A 16409-nucleotide genomic window follows, 5' to 3' on the forward strand; every position below is an offset into this window, starting at 1 on the left:
TTCGTCGCGCTCAGGCGGGCTCGCCGACCTTGAGATCATTGACCAGCGCGATATTGGCCAGCATGTCGCGCACCATCTCGTCGATGCCGACGCGGGCCTGCCAGCCCCAGTGCACGCGCGCCTCCTCGTCGTCCAGGCTTTGCGGCCAGCTGTCGGCGATGGCCTGGCGGCTGTCCGGCTGGTAGGCGATCTCGAAGCCCGGCACCTCGCGCCGGATCGCGGCGGCCAGCTGCTCGGGGCTGAACGAGACGCCCGCCACGTTGTACGACGAGCGGATCTTCACCTTTTCCGCCGGTGCGTCCATCAGCTCGATGGTGGCGCGGATCGCGTCCGGCATGTAGATCATCGGCAGCGTCGTCTGCGGGCCCAGGAAGCACTCGTAGCGCTCGCCGCGCAGCGCGGCGTGGAAGATCGCGATCGCGTAGTCGGTGGTGCCGCCGCCCGGTGGCGACTTGTAGCTGATGATGCCGGGGTAGCGGATGCTGCGCACGTCCACGCCGTACTTCAGGTGATAGTACTCGCACAGGCGCTCGCCGGCCAGCTTGCTGATGCCGTAGATCGTGGTCGGGTCCATCACCGTCAGCTGCGGTGTCTCGACGGCCGGCGTGTTCGGGCCGAACGCGGCGATCGAGGATGGCCAGAACACCTTGAGCGGCTTGCCCGCCTCGCCGCGCTCGCGCGCCACTTCCAGCACGTTCAGCAGGCCGTCCATGTTCAGTTTCCACGCACGCAGCGGGGCCGCCTCGCCGGTCGCCGACAGCATCGCCGCCAGCTGGTACACCTGCGTGATGTCCTGCGACGACACCAGCTGGGCCAGCGCTTCCTCGTCCAGCACGTTCAGCACCTGGTACTGGGCGGCGTTGTACAGGTTGTTGGGAGATATGTCGGTGGCGAACACATTGTGCGCGCCGTGCTGCGCGGCCAGCGCTTCCACCAGTTCGCTGCCGATCTGGCCATTGGCGCCGATTACCAGGATACGTTCCATCGTTTTTGTTCTTTCCAGTCGAGCTGTGATTTATGCCTTGATGATGCCGAGTTCCTTGCCGGCCTGCGCGAACGCGGCCAGTACCTTGTCCAGCTGTTCGCGGGTGTGCGCGGCGGACAGCTGCACGCGCACGCGCGCCTGCCCCATCGGCACGACCGGGTAGAAGAAGCCGGACAGCAGCACGCCCAGTTCGAACATGCGGGCCGCGAATTTCTGCGCCACCGGCGCGTCGAACAGCATCACCGGCACGACCGGATGCGTGCCCGGCTTGATGGTGAAGCCCAGGCGTTCGATCTCCTGGCGGAAGTACGCCGTGTTCTCGTGCAGGCGGTCGCGCAGCTCGGTCGACGCGGACAGGCGCTTCAGCACTTCCAGCGAGGCGCCGGCGATCGAGGGCGCCAGCGTGTTCGAGAACAGGTAGGGGCGCGACTTCTGGCGCAGCGTGTCGATCACTTCCTTGCGGCCGGACGTGAAGCCGCCCATCGCGCCGCCCAGCGCCTTGCCCAGGGTGCCGGTGATGATGTCGATCTTGCCGACCACGTCGTGGTGCTCGTGGGTGCCGCGGCCGGTCTTGCCCATGAAGCCGGACGCGTGGCACTCGTCGATCATCACCAGCGCGCCATGGCGCTCCGCCAGCGCGACAATCTTGTCGAGTTGGGCGATCGTGCCGTCCATCGAGAACACGCCGTCCGTCACGATGATCTTGTTGCGCTTGCCGGCAGCCGCCTGCAGCTGCGCTTCCAGGTCGGCCATGTCGTTGTGCGCGTAGCGGTAGCGCGCGGCCTTGCACAGGCGGATGCCGTCGATGATCGAGGCGTGGTTCAGGGCGTCCGAGATGATCGCGTCGTTCTCGTCGAACAGCGGTTCGAACACGCCGCCGTTGGCGTCGAAGGCGGCCGCGTACAGGATCGTGTCCTCAGTGCCCAGGAATTGCGAGATCGCCCGTTCCAGTTCCTTGTGCACGGTCTGGGTGCCGCAGATGAAGCGCACCGACGACAGGCCGTAGCCGTATTTCTCCGTCGCGTCGATCGAAGCCTGGGCGACCCATTCCTGCCCTGACAGGCCGAGGTAGTTGTTGGCGCACATATTGATCAGGGTGCGGCCGTCCTCGCTCGTCACCGCGGCGCCCTGGCGCGATGCCAGCACGCGCTCGGGCTTGTACAACCCCTGTTCGCGCAGCGCATCGAGTTTCTGTTGCAGGCCGCTGTAGAAGGCATTCTTGGCTTGTTCGCTCATGGTTTCCTCGACGTTGATGGAGGCCGGCGGCTTGACCACCCGCGCCCTATGTTGTACCGTGACTTGCGGAAAACAGGGTATCGAAGTTTGCTTCCTTTTCGATATTTTCTCCGGAGTTCACTATCTTGAACGCAAATTCAATATACTGAATCGTACATAAACATATTTGAATTTGCAAGCAACTATTCACTCATGAAAGCCCTTGTCAATAATGCACCACCCGAGGTGGGCGCGGCCCTGCAGCGCCTGCGCCTGGCGCGCGGCCTGACGCTGGAGGACCTGTCGCGCATCGCCGGGGTGTCGAAGTCGATGCTGTCGCAGATCGAACGGGAAAAAGCCAATCCCACCATCGCGATCACCTGGCGGCTGGCCAATGCGCTCGGGGTACCCATCGGCGAACTGCTGTCCGACGAGCAGCCGGCGGTCGACACGATCCGCGTGCTGGAAGCGCACGAGACGCCCACCCTGCCCGGCCACCATGCCGGCTACGTGCTGCGCATCCTCGGGCCGATGGAGCTGGCGGGGCGCCACGAGTGGTATGAACTGACGCTGGCGCCGGGCGGCGAACTGGTGTCGCAGCCGCACGATCCGGGGACGACCGAGCACCTGACGGTGCTGCACGGCTCGATGGAGCTGGAAGTGGGAACGCAGAAGAAGAAGGTCAAGCTGGGCGGCACGGCGCGCTATCCGGCCGACCTGCCGCACGCGATCCGCAATCCGGGCAAGGCGGAGGCTAAGGCGCTGCTCGTCGTGATCCACCGGTAGCGGTAGCACGGCAGAACCCGATGCCCCAGGGACAGGCACGCATATGCGGATCTTTGACCCGCATATGCGTGCCTGTCCCTTTGGGTCTCAGCTACACTGCGGTTTTGATTGCGCTATCCCGACCATGAAGATCGCCGTCATTGCCTGGGGCTCGCTGCTGTGGAAGCCCGGGCCGTTGAAACTTGCCTCCGGTTGGCATCCGGACGGCCCGCGCCTGCCGCTGGAATTCGCCCGCGTCAGCGAGGACACGCCGGAACTGGCGCTGGCGTTGTGCCCCGGCGCCGGGATTTGCCCCACTTACTGGGCCTGGCTCGCGACGGCCGACGTCGAGACAGCCCGCGCCATGCTGCGCGAGCGGGAAAAGATCACGCCGGCGCGGCCGGACTGGGTCGGCACGGTGACCGCGGCGACGCGCGCTGGCGACGCAATGGCGGCGACCATCGACGCCTGGCGCCGCGCCCACGGCATCGACGCCGTGGTCTGGACGGCGCTGCCGGCGCGCTTTTGCCAGCACGACGGGCGCATGCCCAGCGCGCAGGAGGTGCTGCACTGGCTGGCGACCCGCACGGGGGACGAGCGGGCGGCGGCGGAACACTACATCCGCCGCACGCCGGCCCATATCGACACGCGTTACCGCCGCCTCATCGAGGACCGGCTGGGCTGGCGCGCGCTGCGCGAGGCGTACGTCACGCGCATGCTGTAAACCTTACTCGAACGGATTGGCGGCTTTCGTCACCTGTGGCGCCGGCAGCCGCTCGGGCAGCTCGCGCTGTGCCTCCAGCCGGGCCACCGCGGCGCCCAGCAACTGGTACAGTTCGCGCGCATGGCGCAGTCCCGCCTGGTCCATCGTCAGGTCGATGTCGCCGTCGATCGTGATGCGGTCGAGGCGGTTCTCGATCGTCAGGCCGCCCACCTGCAGCACGTCGGCCTCGTTGTCGTACGGTTTGAACTCCTTCTTGCCCATGCTTCCTCCTGGTTACGAGCCCTTGCGTTTTCCCGTCTTCGGCAGCCGCAGCATCTCCTCTTTCTGCCGTGCCGACAGCGACGGTAGCAGATTGATGCCGATCCTGCTTTCCAGTTGGGCGATCGTCATCGTCTGAACGCGCGCATCGGCCTCGTTGGCGACGAACCAGGCGCCGCCGGCGCGCTGGCGCGGGCTCCACACGGCCTTGTACAGGTGGCTGGGCACCAGCACGTTGCCGACCTTGCGCAGCTCGCCGCCGAGGAAGGCGGGACCGGTGATGACGTACAGGTCGCCCTCCTTCTTCGCCATCTTGCGCACGGTCTGTTCGATGCCCGCCCAGATGTGGCGGTTGTTGTCCGCGTCCTGCGGCACCATATTCGCCAGGGTGAAGCTCTGGTACTGGCTGGCACGGTCCGGCATGTCGCCGTTCGGCGCCATGTGGCCGCGATCGAAACCGCTGCGGGCATAGTCGGCCAGTTCGGCGCGCTGCGCGGCCGGCAGCCGCAGCTCGGGGTGGAAGGAGTTCTCGCGCGACAGGTCCTCGGCCGCCGCGAGATTGTGCGCGGTCAGGTGCTCGGCGGACCACAGCGGCGTGCGCGTCACGCCGGAGTGCATGATGCCGAACACGTTGTAGCACAGCTCGCGCGTGGCACGCGCCATCTTGTCGTTGACGATCTGCGGCGACTGGCCGTCGACGTAGTGCTGGGGGCAGATCTGCGAGGCCTGCGCGCCGCCGCACAACAGGCCGGCGGTCAACACGGCCGCCAGGTGAAGCTTCAATATACGTTGCATCGACTTCGTTCATGAAAGACAGGTGCGCATTCTAGCCGAGCGGGCGCCGCCACGCGAGCTGTCCCGGCCCGCACAGTGGCTGTCCGGTTCCGGACCTGTCTCTTATACACAGCGCGGTGCGCACAATCTGCACCGCCAGGCGCGCGGGCACGGCCCCATGCCATTGGCACGCATATTGCAATCTTCCCAGCCTTGCAAGCCCTATCCGCATTCTCCATACTGGGACCCCAATGAACGACAAGAACATCACCGGAGACCTGCGCCTGGCCTGGCGCGCCCTGCTGGCGGAGCCCGCGTACGCCGCCATCGCCATCCTCGGCCTGGGCATCGGCCTGGCCGCGTGCCTGCTGTTGCTGGGCTACGTGCGCCATGCCTGGCAGTACAACGCGGCGATCGCCGACGTCGATGCACTGTACGTCGTCAAGCTGCGCAACAATATCGATCCCGCCAGCCCCTGGTTCGACCAGGGCCCGCTGCTGCTGCGCGGCGTGGCGGCGGCGACGCCGGGCGTGACCTCGGCCACCGCCTTCGTGCCGGCACGTCCGAACGGCGCCGGCCTGTCGATGCGGGTGGACGGGCGCATGCAGGAGCTGCCCGGACTGGCCGTGATGGCCGGCTTCGCGCAGACGCTGGGCCTGCGCGCGCTGGCCGGCGACGTGGCCGGTACGCTGGCACGCCCCGACCAGCTGGTGCTGACGGCGGACGGTGCGCGCCGGCTGTTCGGCACCGGGCCGGCACTGGGTCGCACGCTGGAAGTCCAGGGCAAGCTGATGCGGGTGGGCGCCATCGTCCCGGCCAACGGGCCGACGACGATCCCGTTCCAGGCGCTGGTCGGCGTCGGTTCCGTCGTCATGGACCCGGCATTCGCGCGCGCGATGGATGGCGCATCCGGCTGGTGGGGCAAGATGCTGCTGCGCCTGGCCCCCGGCACGCGACCGCAGGGCGTCGCGGCCGCGTTGCAGGCGGCCGCCGACGGCGCCGCCGTGCTGCACGATTATCCGGCCGAAGTGAAGGCACGCCTGGCTGGCCGGCGCGCGCTGGAGATCGAGCTGGCGCCGCTGCGCGAGGCCTACTTCGACCGCGACGTCGCCGCCAACCACATCGCCCAGCCGGGCGAACGGGCCGACCCGGTCACCGTCGGGGCGCTGGCCGGCATCGCCCTGCTGATCCTGGCGCTGGCCGCCTGCAACTACGTCAACCTGGCCACGGTTCGCGTGCTGCGGCGCCAGCGCGAAGTGGCGCTGCGCAAGGCGCTGGGCGCCCCGCCAGCGCGCATCGCGCTGCAGTTCCTGGCCGAATCGGTGCTGGTGGCCCTGCTCGCGACAGCCTGCGGCCTGCTGCTGGCCTGGCTGGCGTTGCCGCTGTTCAGCACCCTGATGAATCGCGACCTGGGCACCATCGTGACCTGGGCGAACCTGGCGGCGGCAATGCTGCTGGGCTGCATGCTGGGCCTGGCGACGGCCGTGTATCCCGCCTGGACCGCGCTGCGCGTGCCGCCGCGCCAGGTGCTGGCCGGCCGCGCCGGCACCGAGTCGGCCGCCGGCGCACGCTGGCGGCGCGCCCTGACGATGTTGCAGCTCGCCAGCGCCATGGCGTTCGGCGCCGTGGCGCTGGCGATCGCCTGGCAGGCCGCGTTCGCGATGACGGCGCCGCCCGGCTTCGATCCGGCACCGCTGCTGGTGGTGGACATGCCGGAACCGGACTGGAACGAGCCGCCGGCACGCGGCTTCGCCACCGCCGTCGCGGCGTTACCCGCAGTGCAGGGCGTGGCTGTGAGCCAGGATGCCGTGGGTCGCCAGAACGCGGCCTGGATGGCGGAAATGAAGCGGCCCGGCGGCGCCAGCGCGTCGATGGACATGCGCCCCATCAGCGCGGCGTTTTTCGAGGTGTACGGCATGCGCGCGCTGCACGGCCGGCTGTTCGATCCGCGCCGCGACCGCGACGACGACGCCATGCCGCTGGTCCTGAACGCGGTGGCCGCGCGCGCCCTCGGCTTCGCCGATCCGGCCGGCGCCGTCGGCCAAGTGGTGCTGTTCCCGCAGTTCGACGGCAAGGTGCAACAGAAGCGGGTGGTCGGCATCGCGCCGGAACTGCGCTTGCGCTCCTTGCGCGAGCCGGCCCGCCCGGTCGCCTACACGCTGAGGGCGGCCCAGCCCACCCTCAGCGTGCGGGTGCGCGACGGCGCCGACCCGGGCGCCGTCGCACGGGTGGAGCGCGAGGTGCGGGCGCTGTGGCCGACCTATTTCCCGGCCGCGCTGCCGAAGATCCAGCCGGCCGGCGCCGTGCTGGCGGCGGGCTATGCGGACGACCAGCGCATGGGCCGCCTGCTGGGGGCCGCCACCCTGGTGGCGCTGGGGATCGCCGCCTTCGGCACCTATGCGCTGGCCGCACACACGGTACAGCGGCGCACCGGCGAGATCGTGCTGCGCAAGCTGTACGGCGCGCGTCGGCCGCAGATCGGTTGGCTGGTGGCGCGCGAGGTGGGTGGCCTGCTGTTGCCGGCGGCGCTGCTGGCCCTGCCGCTGGCGGCGCTGGCGATCGAGCGTTACCTGTCCGGCTTCGTGGAGCGGGCGCCGATCGGCGGCTGGACCCTGGCGGCGGCCTTGGGCGGCACCCTGCTGGTGGCGGCGCTGGCCGCGGCGCGGCATGCGTGGGTGGCGATGAGGTTGGTGCCGGCGGCGGCGCTGCGGGGGTGAACTGCGGGGTCGGTCCCCTTTGGGGACAGACCCCGGCGCCGGCTCAATGCAAGCGGTCCAGCGCTTCCAGCACCCCCTTGCGGTTCTTGTGCGCCGTCTCGTACGTGCGCACCTTCTTGCGCTGCGCCGCCGTCAGGTCGGCCAGCGCGCTGCGTACCTGCGGCACCGTCAGGTGCTCGTAGTTCGCGATCGGCACGTTGCGATCCGGCGAGGCGCCGGCGCGGTCCTTGGCCTTGGCGTTCTTGGTTTCGCCGAACTGCTTGCGCTGCTTGTTCACGATGCGCGCGGCGACTTCCTCCTCGCGCCCCTTGTAGCGGCCTTCCTTCTCGAACTGCTTTTCGAGCTTCTCGTATTCCTTTTCCCGTTTCGGGCTGGCTCCGCGTGGCATGACGACCTCCTCGTGGTTGATGTCTTGCCAACGATGTTAGCGAAGCCACCGGCGCCGCGGCGCACGACTGTCGCGCCGCCCCTCAGAAGCGGGCGATCCAGCTGGCCAGCGCGGCACGCGTGGGCGGGTCGCCGGCGCCGGCCAGCCGGCATTGCACGCCGGCCGCGCTGCTGGTCAACAGCACGCCGGTGCCACGCCGGGCGAGAAAGAGCAGCAAGGCCAGCCAGGCCGCGTGGCGGCTCGAGACGGCGGCGTCAGGGCTGCCGTCCAGGTATTCGGCCAGCACGGCCGGCTCCGACAGCACGACGGCGCCATCGCGGTTGAGATGGCACGTGCTGCCGAACACCTCCGCCAGCAGCGCCAGAGCTTGCGCCGGCGCGGCGCCGCGCGCATCCAGCGCGGCGACATGACCGCGCACGGCCCGCGCCAGCCCGGCCGCGCGGCAGGCGTCCGCGCTGGCCAGTTGGGCGTAGTCGTCCAGCAGCCAGGCTGGCGCGGCGGCCACGCGCGCGCACAAAGCGCCGGACAGGTAGGCGTCCAGCGCCGCGCCCTGCGGGCCGTCGGCCAGGCACAGGCCATACAACAGGCCGATGCGGTTGGCCAGCACTTCGCGCCGGCGCGACGCCAGCTTTTCGCCCAGCAGGCGGTCGTGGCGCCGGCGCAGGCTGGCCAGGTCGGCGGCCTGCTTCATCTCCAGCCGCAAGGTCGTGATGTCCCACGGCTTGGGCAGGTAACGGTGGATGCGGCCCTGGTTGACGGCCTCGATGGTCTGGGCCAGTTCCGAATAGGCCGTCGTCAGCACCCGCACGATCTGCGGGTGGCGCTCCCACGCGTGGAACAGCAGCGCGTTGCCGTTCGCGCCCGGCATGCGCTGGTCCGACACCAGCACCGAGATCGCATCCCCATGTTGGGTCAGCAGCGTCTTGCCTTCGTCGACCGAGGCCGCCGTCAGCACCGTGGCCTGGCTCTGCAGCGCGCGCTGGAAGTACTTGCGCGCGCCTTCCTCGTCGTCCACGTACAGGATGAGCGGCAGCGTGCCGGCGGGTGCTTTGTCGATCGCGTTCATGTGGGGGCCTGTGCGGGAGGTTGGGCGTCGGCCAGCGGCAGGTCGAAGCAAAAGCGCGTCCAGAGGCCGGGCACGCTCTCGGCGCTCAGGTGGCCACCGTGGCGCCGCACCACGCTGTAGCAGATCGCCAATCCCAGGCCCAGCCCCTGGCCGACCTCGCGGGTCGTGAAGAACGGCTCGAACAGCCGGCCCAGGTGCTCGGGGGCGATGCCGGGACCGTTGTCGGAGACCGTCACGTGCAGCCGGCCGTTCGCCGGGGTGGCGGCAATGACGATCTCCGGTGCCGGCACGGCGCCCGCGCGCAACGCATGACCGGCATTGCTCAGGAGGTTGATCAGCACGCCGACGATGGCCGCCTCGTCGCCGCGCACGCAGGCCATGTCGTCGATATCGCGGCGCAGCGCCACGTTGCCGGCGGCGCGCAACTCGTGCCGCGCCAGCCGGATGGCCGTGTCCAGCGCGGCGGCGAAGCGGAACCGGCCGTCGGGCGCGGTGCCATCGCCGCGATAGGCGAACGTCTTCAGGTCCGACACGATGGCCTGCACGCGCGCCATGCCCTGGCGCGCGTCGGTCAGGCATTCGGCCAGGTGCGCGCTGCTGCGCGCGGCCGGGTCCTCCAGCGCCAGGTCGAGTGCCAGCATGCAGTAGTTGACCGGGTTGTTGACCTCGTGCAGCAGGCCGGCCGAGAGCGTGCCCAGAGCGGCCATCTTTTCCTGCTGCACCAGCTGACCCTTGATGGCGGCCAGGTGGCGGTTGCTGCGCTCCAGCTCGCCGTTCTTGCGCGCCAGCTCGTCCTTCAGCGAGAACAGCAGGCGCCGGCCCTGTTCGTTGAAATAGGTGTAGACGGTGCTGCCGACCACGGCGAACGCGACGATCGTGCCGTGGAACAACAGCTGGCTGGGCGCCGCGATGCCGCCCGGCCGGGTAACGCAAGCGAGCCAGTACAGCAGCAACGTCAGCAGGCCGAACGCCAGGGTATACAGATAGCCGACCGGGAACAGCGTACCGACGGCGAAGATCGTCAGGATGATGCCGGCATAGAACAGCGACGCCTCACCCTGCGATACGTGGATCATCCAGGCGATCATCAGCTGCGGGAACGTCAGCCAGACGAACGTGATCACGTGCACGTGGCGGCGGCCGAAGCGTGTATACAACAGCGCCAGACCGGCCAGGACACCGGCGGCCGCCAGCACACGCGCGATGGCGAAGGTCGTCATCAATTGCGGGTACAGGGCGTAGTCCAGCACCGCGCCGGCCAGGATCAGGACCGCCACGGTCACCGCGCAGGCGCGGCTGGAGGTCAGGTGATGGCCGCGCATGTCCTGCGCATAGCTGCGCCGGCGCGGCGGGCGGTTCAGGGCGGCGGTGGACATGCGAACAGCGGAAAACGATAGCGTGCGGATGGATAGCGTAAGACTTGCATAAATGATGCCGAGTGTACATGGCTGTGATCGTAACTGCAATTTGCGACGGCAATATTACCGCTGTACCGACAGCGCCCGCGCTTGGGTACGCCAACGAACAGAACGCCCGCGACGGCAGTGCGACAGTCGGGCCAAACCCTGGAGAAACGCATGACACACGACAAGACCGCACCCGAGGTGCGTACCGGCCAGGCGCCCGGCAAGCTGGCGCGCAACGAATTCCACCTGAAATTCGTGGCCAACTTCAGCGATCCCCGCTACGAGCCCCTCCGCGAGGATATCGCACGGCTGGAAGAAGTCGCCTGGCAGAATTACCAGGACAGCCGCAAGGCGCCCGTCACGCAGAAGGCCGGTGCCGGCTTTGCCGACCCGGCATACGACCTGTCGGTCGAATGGAAAGCGGCACGCGACCGGCTGCTGGCGGCGGAAGCGGCCCAGAAGGACCCGCGCACGCCCGCCCGGGTGCTGCTGATCTGCGGCTCGTCGCGCAACGACGGCACCTGTCCTGGCGAGATGTCGAAGAGCTATCGCATGGTCGAATGGGCCCGCACGGCGCTGGAGACCAGCGGCGTGCAGGCCGACGTGCTCGACCTCAGCCTCGTCACGTCCACCTACGCGCACCACATCCACCCCTGCAAGGGCTGCGCCTCGACGGCGATGCCGCTGTGCCACTGGCCGTGCAGCTGCTATCCGAACCACAGCCTGAACCAGGTGAACGACTGGATGAACGAGATCTACGAGCGCTGGGTGGCGGCGCATGGCGTGCTGATCGTGGCGCCGACCTACTGGTACCAGTCGCCCGCGCCGCTGAAGCTGATGATCGACCGCCTGGTCTGCGCCGACGGCGGCAATCCCGATCCGTCCAGCACGCACGGCAAGAAGGCCGCCGAAGCGAAGGCGCTGGAGCTGGCCGGCTGGGACTACCCGAAGCACCTGGCCGGGCGCGCCTACGGCGTGGTGGTGCATGGCGACGTGGCGGGCATCGAGAGCCAGCGCCGCAACCTGTGCGACTGGCTGGACTGGATGGGCCTCGTCAAGGCCAGCCCGCAGGGCGCCTTCGACCGCTACGTGGGCTATTACGAGTCGTATGCGGACAGTCACCGCAGCCTCGACGAGGATGCGGACCTGCAGGAAGAGGTACGCAACGCCGCCCGCGCGCTCGCGCAGGCGGTCCAGGACCTGCGCGCGGGCCGGGCACCCCAGGCCGACCGGCACCTGCGCAAGCCGCGGCCGAAATAGCCGCGGCCATCGGCTACCACCAGCTGACGATGCTGGCGATCTCGCGAATCACGCTGGTCAGCACCTTGATGCTGACCTTGGTCTCCTCAAGCGCGCCCGCCATGTCGGCCGTGAACTCCAGGGCGACGACGTCCAGTGTCTTCATGATGCCTCCTCTTCAGTGGTTGAGTGGATGGTTGCCGCGCCCTGCCACAGGGCACGCGCCAGCGGATCGCGCAGCATGCGCGCACGGGTGGCGGCGCCCGGCGCGGTGCTGCCGGGCAGCGCCGCCAGCACTTCGCCGGCCGCGACCCGGGTGCGACTGCACGGATGGCTCTCGGCGATCCGCCGCAGCAGTGCCGGCGTGTGCTCGCCATGCCAGTGACGCGCGAAGCCCAGCGCGTCGACCCGCTTGTGCGAGACCGAGGCGACATAGTCGCGGATGACGCCCCGCTCGACGTCGAAATAGAACTGGTTGCTCAGGCCGGCATCCGGCGGGGTCAGCATCAGGTTGAGCGAGGCCGACGGCGCGGCCGGCGGCAGCTGCCGGTGCACGTCCTTGCCGGCCTCGAACAGCAGCACGGTGCGCGCGTCCAGCGTGTGGCGGCCCTGGTACGTCAGCGCGACGGACTCACCCGGGTAGCCCGTCACCTGTGCGGCCTCGTAGCTGTACAGATCCGTCTCGTAGCCGGGCCCCGCGTAGTTCGCCGTGATGAAGGAAAAGTTATGGTCGTGGTAGTCGAAATACGACAGCACGTCGGCCAGGATGGCGCGCCGGCGCGGGTCGGCCGGCAGCAACGGCCACAGGTTGATGCGGATGGCAAACGGTCCCGCGCTGGCCACGTGGCACGACTGCGAACTGTAGAAATGCGTCGGCCCGTGGCCGCGGTTGGCCAGGCCATGCCGGATGCAACGCTGCAGCAGGGAGCGGTCGCCCGCCAGCGCGTGCAGCGGTGCGGCCAGCACCATCAGCGATCGGGGTTCGCGCGGGTCCACTTCGCGCCGGGCCTGCTCCAGCAGGGCCATCACGCCGGGGCTGGCGCCGCGCTTGTCGAAGCATCGGATCAGCATACGACCTCCGTCCCAGCCAGGCGGTCCAGCGTGCGCCGGGCGGCCGTGCGCACGAAACGGTGGCTGTCGCCGGCCGCGAGCGACCGGACGATGGCGAGCGCGGCAGCGCCGTCGTGGCGCCCCAATGCGGCCACGGCAGCCCAGCGCACGTGATGGTCGGGATGTCTTGTCAGGTCCACTACCGCGTCCAGCGGATAGTCGGGCGTACCCGGCTCGAGCAGTTCCAGCATCACGCACAGCACGGAATGATCCTCGGATGCCATGCTGGCCCCGAGCGGGCGCAGGGTCTCGCGGTGGAACGAAACGATCTGCGCATTCACCGGTGCGCTGGCCAGCGCGATCCACGTCACGCCCTGCCCTTCCGGCAGCACGGGGAAGCGATGGCGCGCGTCGACATGGATCACGCTGCCGTCGACGTAGCGTTCCGTGCCGTCTTGGCGGATGGCCAGCGTGGCGTCGAAGACGTCGAACGAGGCACCAGGCGCCAGGCAGAACCAGTCCACCGTGACCGGGCCGCCGCCACGCACCATGACCAGCGTGTTGGACGGATAGTTCACCAGCGTATCGCGCCATGGCTCCCGTGCCAGCGACGTGACGTCGGCCCGGTCCTTGATGACCCGCAGCGACAGCGCTGGCGTATGGCACAGCAACAGCATGTCGACCTGGACGCAGGGATCGCCGCCATGCATGGCGCCAGTCAGGACGCGCCTCAGGTAACGATCCATCAGCTCTTCCAGCAGTCCAGGTCGGGCAAACAATGCTCGCATCGGTTCTGCCAGGCTGGCGAGTTGGCCGGGGCCATGCAGCTGCAGGGCAGCCTGCGCCTGCCGGACGAACGCGCGGATGGGATCCGGCGCCCATTGCATCACGATGGGAGTGCTCATCTTTGGCTCCTTGCTTGGCGGGTTGCCGAGGCAGTTTAGGAGCCGGCCGGCGGCGCTGGCTGATCTCGCGCAATCGACGTTCATCTTGCGCCGCGTCATTGTCCCGTAGAAAAAGCGGCAAACTCCGGCCCATGTAATCCCTTTCTTACAAGGCAACGGGATGAGTGCTGCTACTCAGCATCGTGACAGGCCAGCATACTCGTTATATGGATGACAACGCTGCGCCCCGTTGCGGCGCGGCCCGGACAGATAAGAGACCTCATGCAAACGACCGCCCTCGCCCAGTGCCCCAGCGCCAGCGCGCCCACCCTCGGCACCGATGCCGCCAAGCCCGTGTACGACCGTCTCGCGTTGATGGAAGATCGCCCGCTCGCCGCGCGCTACCTGGAGGCGCGGCTGGCCGAAGCCGCGGCGCTGCCGTCCGACCTGCCCGACTCGCTGGACGAGATGGCCGGCTGGATCGCCCGCCACACGGATGCGGTGGGCAGCGAGTACCGGACTTACCTGGCCGAGCGCAAGGCTGGCGCGCCGCGCCGCTATTTCCACACCAAGGCGCAGGCGCTGTACTTCCTGAAGGCCGTGGCGCCGACCAAGCTGGTGGACGGTGCCTGGCTGTACGGCGTGCTGCAGCGCTGGGACGATGAGGACTTCCGCCCGCTGATCCGCATCTACCTGGAGGAACTGGGCAACGGCGTGCCCGACAAGAACCACGTGCTGATCTACCGTAAGCTGCTGGCGCAGCACGGCTGCGAGCACTGGCAGGACCTGGCGGACACGCACTTCACGCAGGGTGCCATACAGCTGGCATTGGCGCAGAGCGCGGAAAGCTTCCTGCCGGAGCTGATCGGCTATAACCTGGGCTACGAGCAGCTGCCGCTGCACCTGCTCATCACGTCCTACGAGCTCAATGAACTGGGCATCGATCCGTACTACTTCACCCTGCACGTCACGGTGGACAACGCCGCCACCGGCCACGCCCACACCGCGCTGGAAAGCCTGAAGCAGATCATGCCGCGCGTCGGCGACGCCGCCGACTTCCTGCGCCGCGTGGCCGCCGGCTTCCGCCTGAACGACCTGGGCGTCGGCACCACCCAGGCCATCGCTTCGTTCGACCTGGAGCGCGAGACGGTGGCGATGCTGGCCGCGAAAGCCACGGTCGGCAAGAACATGCACTCGGACTACTGCCGCGTGGCGGGCCGCACCGTCAACGACTGGCTGGCCGAGCCCGCCCAGATTCCACAGTTCCTGGAAAAGCTGGAGGCCCAGGGCTGGATCCGCCGCGGCGAGCCGGCCGAGAACAGCCGCTTCTGGAAACTGATCCACGGCGAGCGCGCCGAGATGTTCGGCGTGTTCAGCCCGTACGAACAGCAGCTGCTGCAGGACTGGATCGCCACGCCCCGCGCCGGCGCCCAGCAGGCCGCCAGCGAAACGGCGACGGCCGCGCCGCGCGTGCTGAGCCATCGCGCCATGCTGCGCAGCATGGAGTCGCTCAACCAGGGCACGGCCCCGCGCAGCGGCGCGCCGCGTGGCCTGATCCGCTATCGCTTCCCGGAAGACGAGCATGCGTGGGAAACCATCGGCTGCGAACTGCGGCTGCTGGAAGCGCGCCTGGCGGCCACGGCCAGCAAGGATGAAGCGATGGACCTGCTGGTGGGCCTGATGGCGCCCGACCGGCACCACACCTCCGCTGGCCTGATGGCCACGCGCGTGTTCAGTCGCCTGTACGGCTGAACCATACGGGGCGGCGTTGCCGCCCGGGCCTTGCCACGAACCTGTCGCCGCGCCGCGCGCGGCACCCTTGCCGGCCCTGCCGGTTTTTTCGTCAACGAATGAGGCCTCCCATGATGAATGCCACCGCCAGCACCGCCGAGCAGGCCGGGCCACGAGAGGCCGGGCCACGAGAGGCCGCGCCACGAGAGGCCGCGCCGCGCCCGGCCGCTTCGCCCTCCTCACCAGCGCGCCCGGAGCCGCAGTCACGCGCGCTGGTCGAGCTGGGGCAAGCGCTGCAGGCCGCCGGTTACCGCTTCACGACGGTGACACCCGCCACGCACAGCCGCGTCAAGGCCCGCACCGATCACGTGTGGGCGCGCGACCTGGCCGACGTGTTCGGCTGGAGCCGGCCGTTCCAGGCGGACGCCGTGCCGGCCGCCGTCCTGCGCCTGATGCAGGCCGCCGGCATCGCCCAGCCGCACCGCGACGGCTGGCGCTCGACCCTGCGCGCCAGCACGCTGGACGGGCAGCTGTATTTCCACTCCGCCTACCCCACCAGCGATGCCGACGCCGTCTTCTTCGGTCCGGACACCTACCGCTTCGGCCGTGCGCTGCGGCGCGAGCTGGCGGACCTGCAGGCGGCTGGCCGCCCCGTCCGGCGCGCCGCCGACGTGGGTGCGGGCGCCGGGCCCGGCGCGGTCATTGTCGCCCTGGCCTGTCCGCAGGCCGAGGTGCTGGCCCTGGACATCAACGACAAGGCAATGCGGCTGGCGCGCGTCAACATGGAGCTGGCCGGGCTGGCCAACGTGGACGTGCGCCGCAGCGACCTGCTGAACGACATCGACGGCGAGTTCGACCTGATCGTGTCGAACCCGCCCTACCTGCTCGATCCGTCCGAGCGGGCGTACCGCCATGGCGGCGGCGAGCTGGGCGCCGGGCTGTCGCTCGCCCTGGTCAAACAAGCCGCAACCAGGCTGGCGCCAGGCGGCTCGCTGCTGCTGTACACGGGCGTGGCGATGCGCCACAACCGCGATCCGTTCCTGCAGGCGGTCACGCCGCTGCTGGCCGGGCTGACGTGGACCTACGAGGAAATCGACCCGGACGTATTCGGCGAAGAGCTCGACACGCCGGCCTACCAGGACAGCGACCGCATCGCGGCGGTATGGCTCAAGGCCACCCGGCCGCAGCACTGAACCCATTTACCGAG

General features: G+C 69.1%; 16 protein-coding genes. 6 read left to right on the forward strand and 10 right to left on the reverse strand.

Going from position 1 to position 16409, the window contains the following annotated elements:
* Positions 1-10: 10 nt before the first annotated feature.
* Together E7V67_013775 and kbl are read right to left on the reverse strand one after the other, a co-directional pair.
* Positions 11-985: an NAD-dependent epimerase/dehydratase family protein gene (locus E7V67_013775; protein ID WUR16123.1), complete on the reverse strand. Its 975-nt coding sequence runs from the start codon at positions 983-985 to the stop codon at positions 11-13.
* Between the two features lie 30 nt (positions 986-1015).
* Positions 1016-2221: a glycine C-acetyltransferase gene (gene kbl / locus E7V67_013780; GenBank protein WUR16124.1), complete on the reverse strand. Its 1206-nt coding sequence runs from the start codon at positions 2219-2221 to the stop codon at positions 1016-1018.
* A 192-nt stretch (positions 2222-2413) separates the two neighbouring features.
* Here kbl and E7V67_013785 point away from each other — a divergent pair, with 192 nt between their 5' ends.
* Positions 2414-2986 (forward strand): XRE family transcriptional regulator, encoded by a 573-nt coding sequence (locus E7V67_013785; GenBank protein WUR16125.1) that lies wholly within the window; start codon positions 2414-2416, stop codon positions 2984-2986.
* A gap of 124 nt (positions 2987-3110) precedes the next feature.
* Positions 3111-3689: a hypothetical protein gene (locus E7V67_013790; GenBank protein WUR16126.1), complete on the forward strand. Its 579-nt coding sequence runs from the start codon at positions 3111-3113 to the stop codon at positions 3687-3689.
* A gap of 3 nt (positions 3690-3692) precedes the next feature.
* On the opposite strand, the gene E7V67_013795 is transcribed toward E7V67_013790, so the two are convergent.
* Positions 3693-3950, reverse strand: coding sequence for a hypothetical protein (locus E7V67_013795; protein WUR16127.1), 258 nt, complete (start codon positions 3948-3950; stop codon positions 3693-3695).
* Positions 3951-3962: 12 nt separating this feature from the next.
* Entirely contained in the window at positions 3963-4742 is a 780-nt protein-coding gene (locus E7V67_013800) for a DNA/RNA non-specific endonuclease (protein WUR16128.1), read from the reverse strand.
* Positions 4743-4972: 230 nt separating this feature from the next.
* On the opposite strand from E7V67_013800, the gene E7V67_013805 reads away from it, so the two are divergent.
* Positions 4973-7438: an ABC transporter permease gene (locus E7V67_013805; GenBank protein WUR16129.1), complete on the forward strand. Its 2466-nt coding sequence runs from the start codon at positions 4973-4975 to the stop codon at positions 7436-7438.
* A gap of 43 nt (positions 7439-7481) precedes the next feature.
* Here E7V67_013805 and E7V67_013810 read toward each other — a convergent pair whose 3' ends face one another.
* The 3 genes from E7V67_013810 to E7V67_013820 all read right to left on the reverse strand — a co-directional run bounded on the left by E7V67_013810 (position 7482) and on the right by E7V67_013820 (position 10214).
* Complete coding sequence (locus E7V67_013810; protein ID WUR16130.1) at positions 7482-7826, reverse strand: hypothetical protein; 345 nt, start codon at positions 7824-7826, stop codon at positions 7482-7484.
* A gap of 82 nt (positions 7827-7908) precedes the next feature.
* Entirely contained in the window at positions 7909-8892 is a 984-nt protein-coding gene (locus E7V67_013815; GenBank protein WUR16131.1) for a response regulator, read from the reverse strand.
* Positions 8889-10214, reverse strand: coding sequence for an ATP-binding protein (locus E7V67_013820; GenBank protein WUR16280.1), 1326 nt, complete (start codon positions 10212-10214; stop codon positions 8889-8891). The genes E7V67_013815 and E7V67_013820 overlap by 4 nt, the downstream gene beginning before the upstream one ends.
* 255 nt (positions 10215-10469) lie before the next feature.
* Between E7V67_013820 and E7V67_013825 the strand changes: the two genes are divergently transcribed.
* Entirely contained in the window at positions 10470-11558 is a 1089-nt protein-coding gene (locus E7V67_013825) for a flavodoxin family protein (protein ID WUR16132.1), read from the forward strand.
* A gap of 13 nt (positions 11559-11571) precedes the next feature.
* Here E7V67_013825 and E7V67_013830 read toward each other — a convergent pair whose 3' ends face one another.
* The 3 genes from E7V67_013830 to E7V67_013840 are packed head-to-tail and all read right to left on the reverse strand — an operon-like array spanning position 11572 to position 13492.
* A complete protein-coding gene (locus tag E7V67_013830; protein ID WUR16133.1) occupies positions 11572-11703 on the reverse strand; it encodes a hypothetical protein in 132 nt (43 codons plus the stop codon).
* Complete coding sequence (locus E7V67_013835; GenBank protein WUR16134.1) at positions 11700-12608, reverse strand: hypothetical protein; 909 nt, start codon at positions 12606-12608, stop codon at positions 11700-11702. The genes E7V67_013830 and E7V67_013835 overlap by 4 nt, the downstream gene beginning before the upstream one ends.
* Entirely contained in the window at positions 12602-13492 is an 891-nt protein-coding gene (locus E7V67_013840) for a HEAT repeat domain-containing protein (GenBank protein WUR16135.1), read from the reverse strand. The genes E7V67_013835 and E7V67_013840 overlap by 7 nt, the downstream gene beginning before the upstream one ends.
* Before the next feature lie 261 nt (positions 13493-13753).
* Here E7V67_013840 and E7V67_013845 point away from each other — a divergent pair, with 261 nt between their 5' ends.
* Positions 13754-15223, forward strand: coding sequence for an iron-containing redox enzyme family protein (locus E7V67_013845; GenBank protein ID WUR16136.1), 1470 nt, complete (start codon positions 13754-13756; stop codon positions 15221-15223).
* Between the two features lie 110 nt (positions 15224-15333).
* On the forward strand, positions 15334-16395 hold the full coding sequence (locus tag E7V67_013850) for a class I SAM-dependent methyltransferase (GenBank protein WUR16137.1): 1062 nt from the start codon (positions 15334-15336) through the stop codon (positions 16393-16395).
* The last annotated feature ends 14 nt before the right edge of the window (positions 16396-16409 follow it).

The sequence above is a fragment of the [Empedobacter] haloabium genome, assembly GCA_008011715.2.
GTDB lineage: Bacteria > Pseudomonadota > Gammaproteobacteria > Burkholderiales > Burkholderiaceae_D > Rugamonas > Rugamonas haloabia.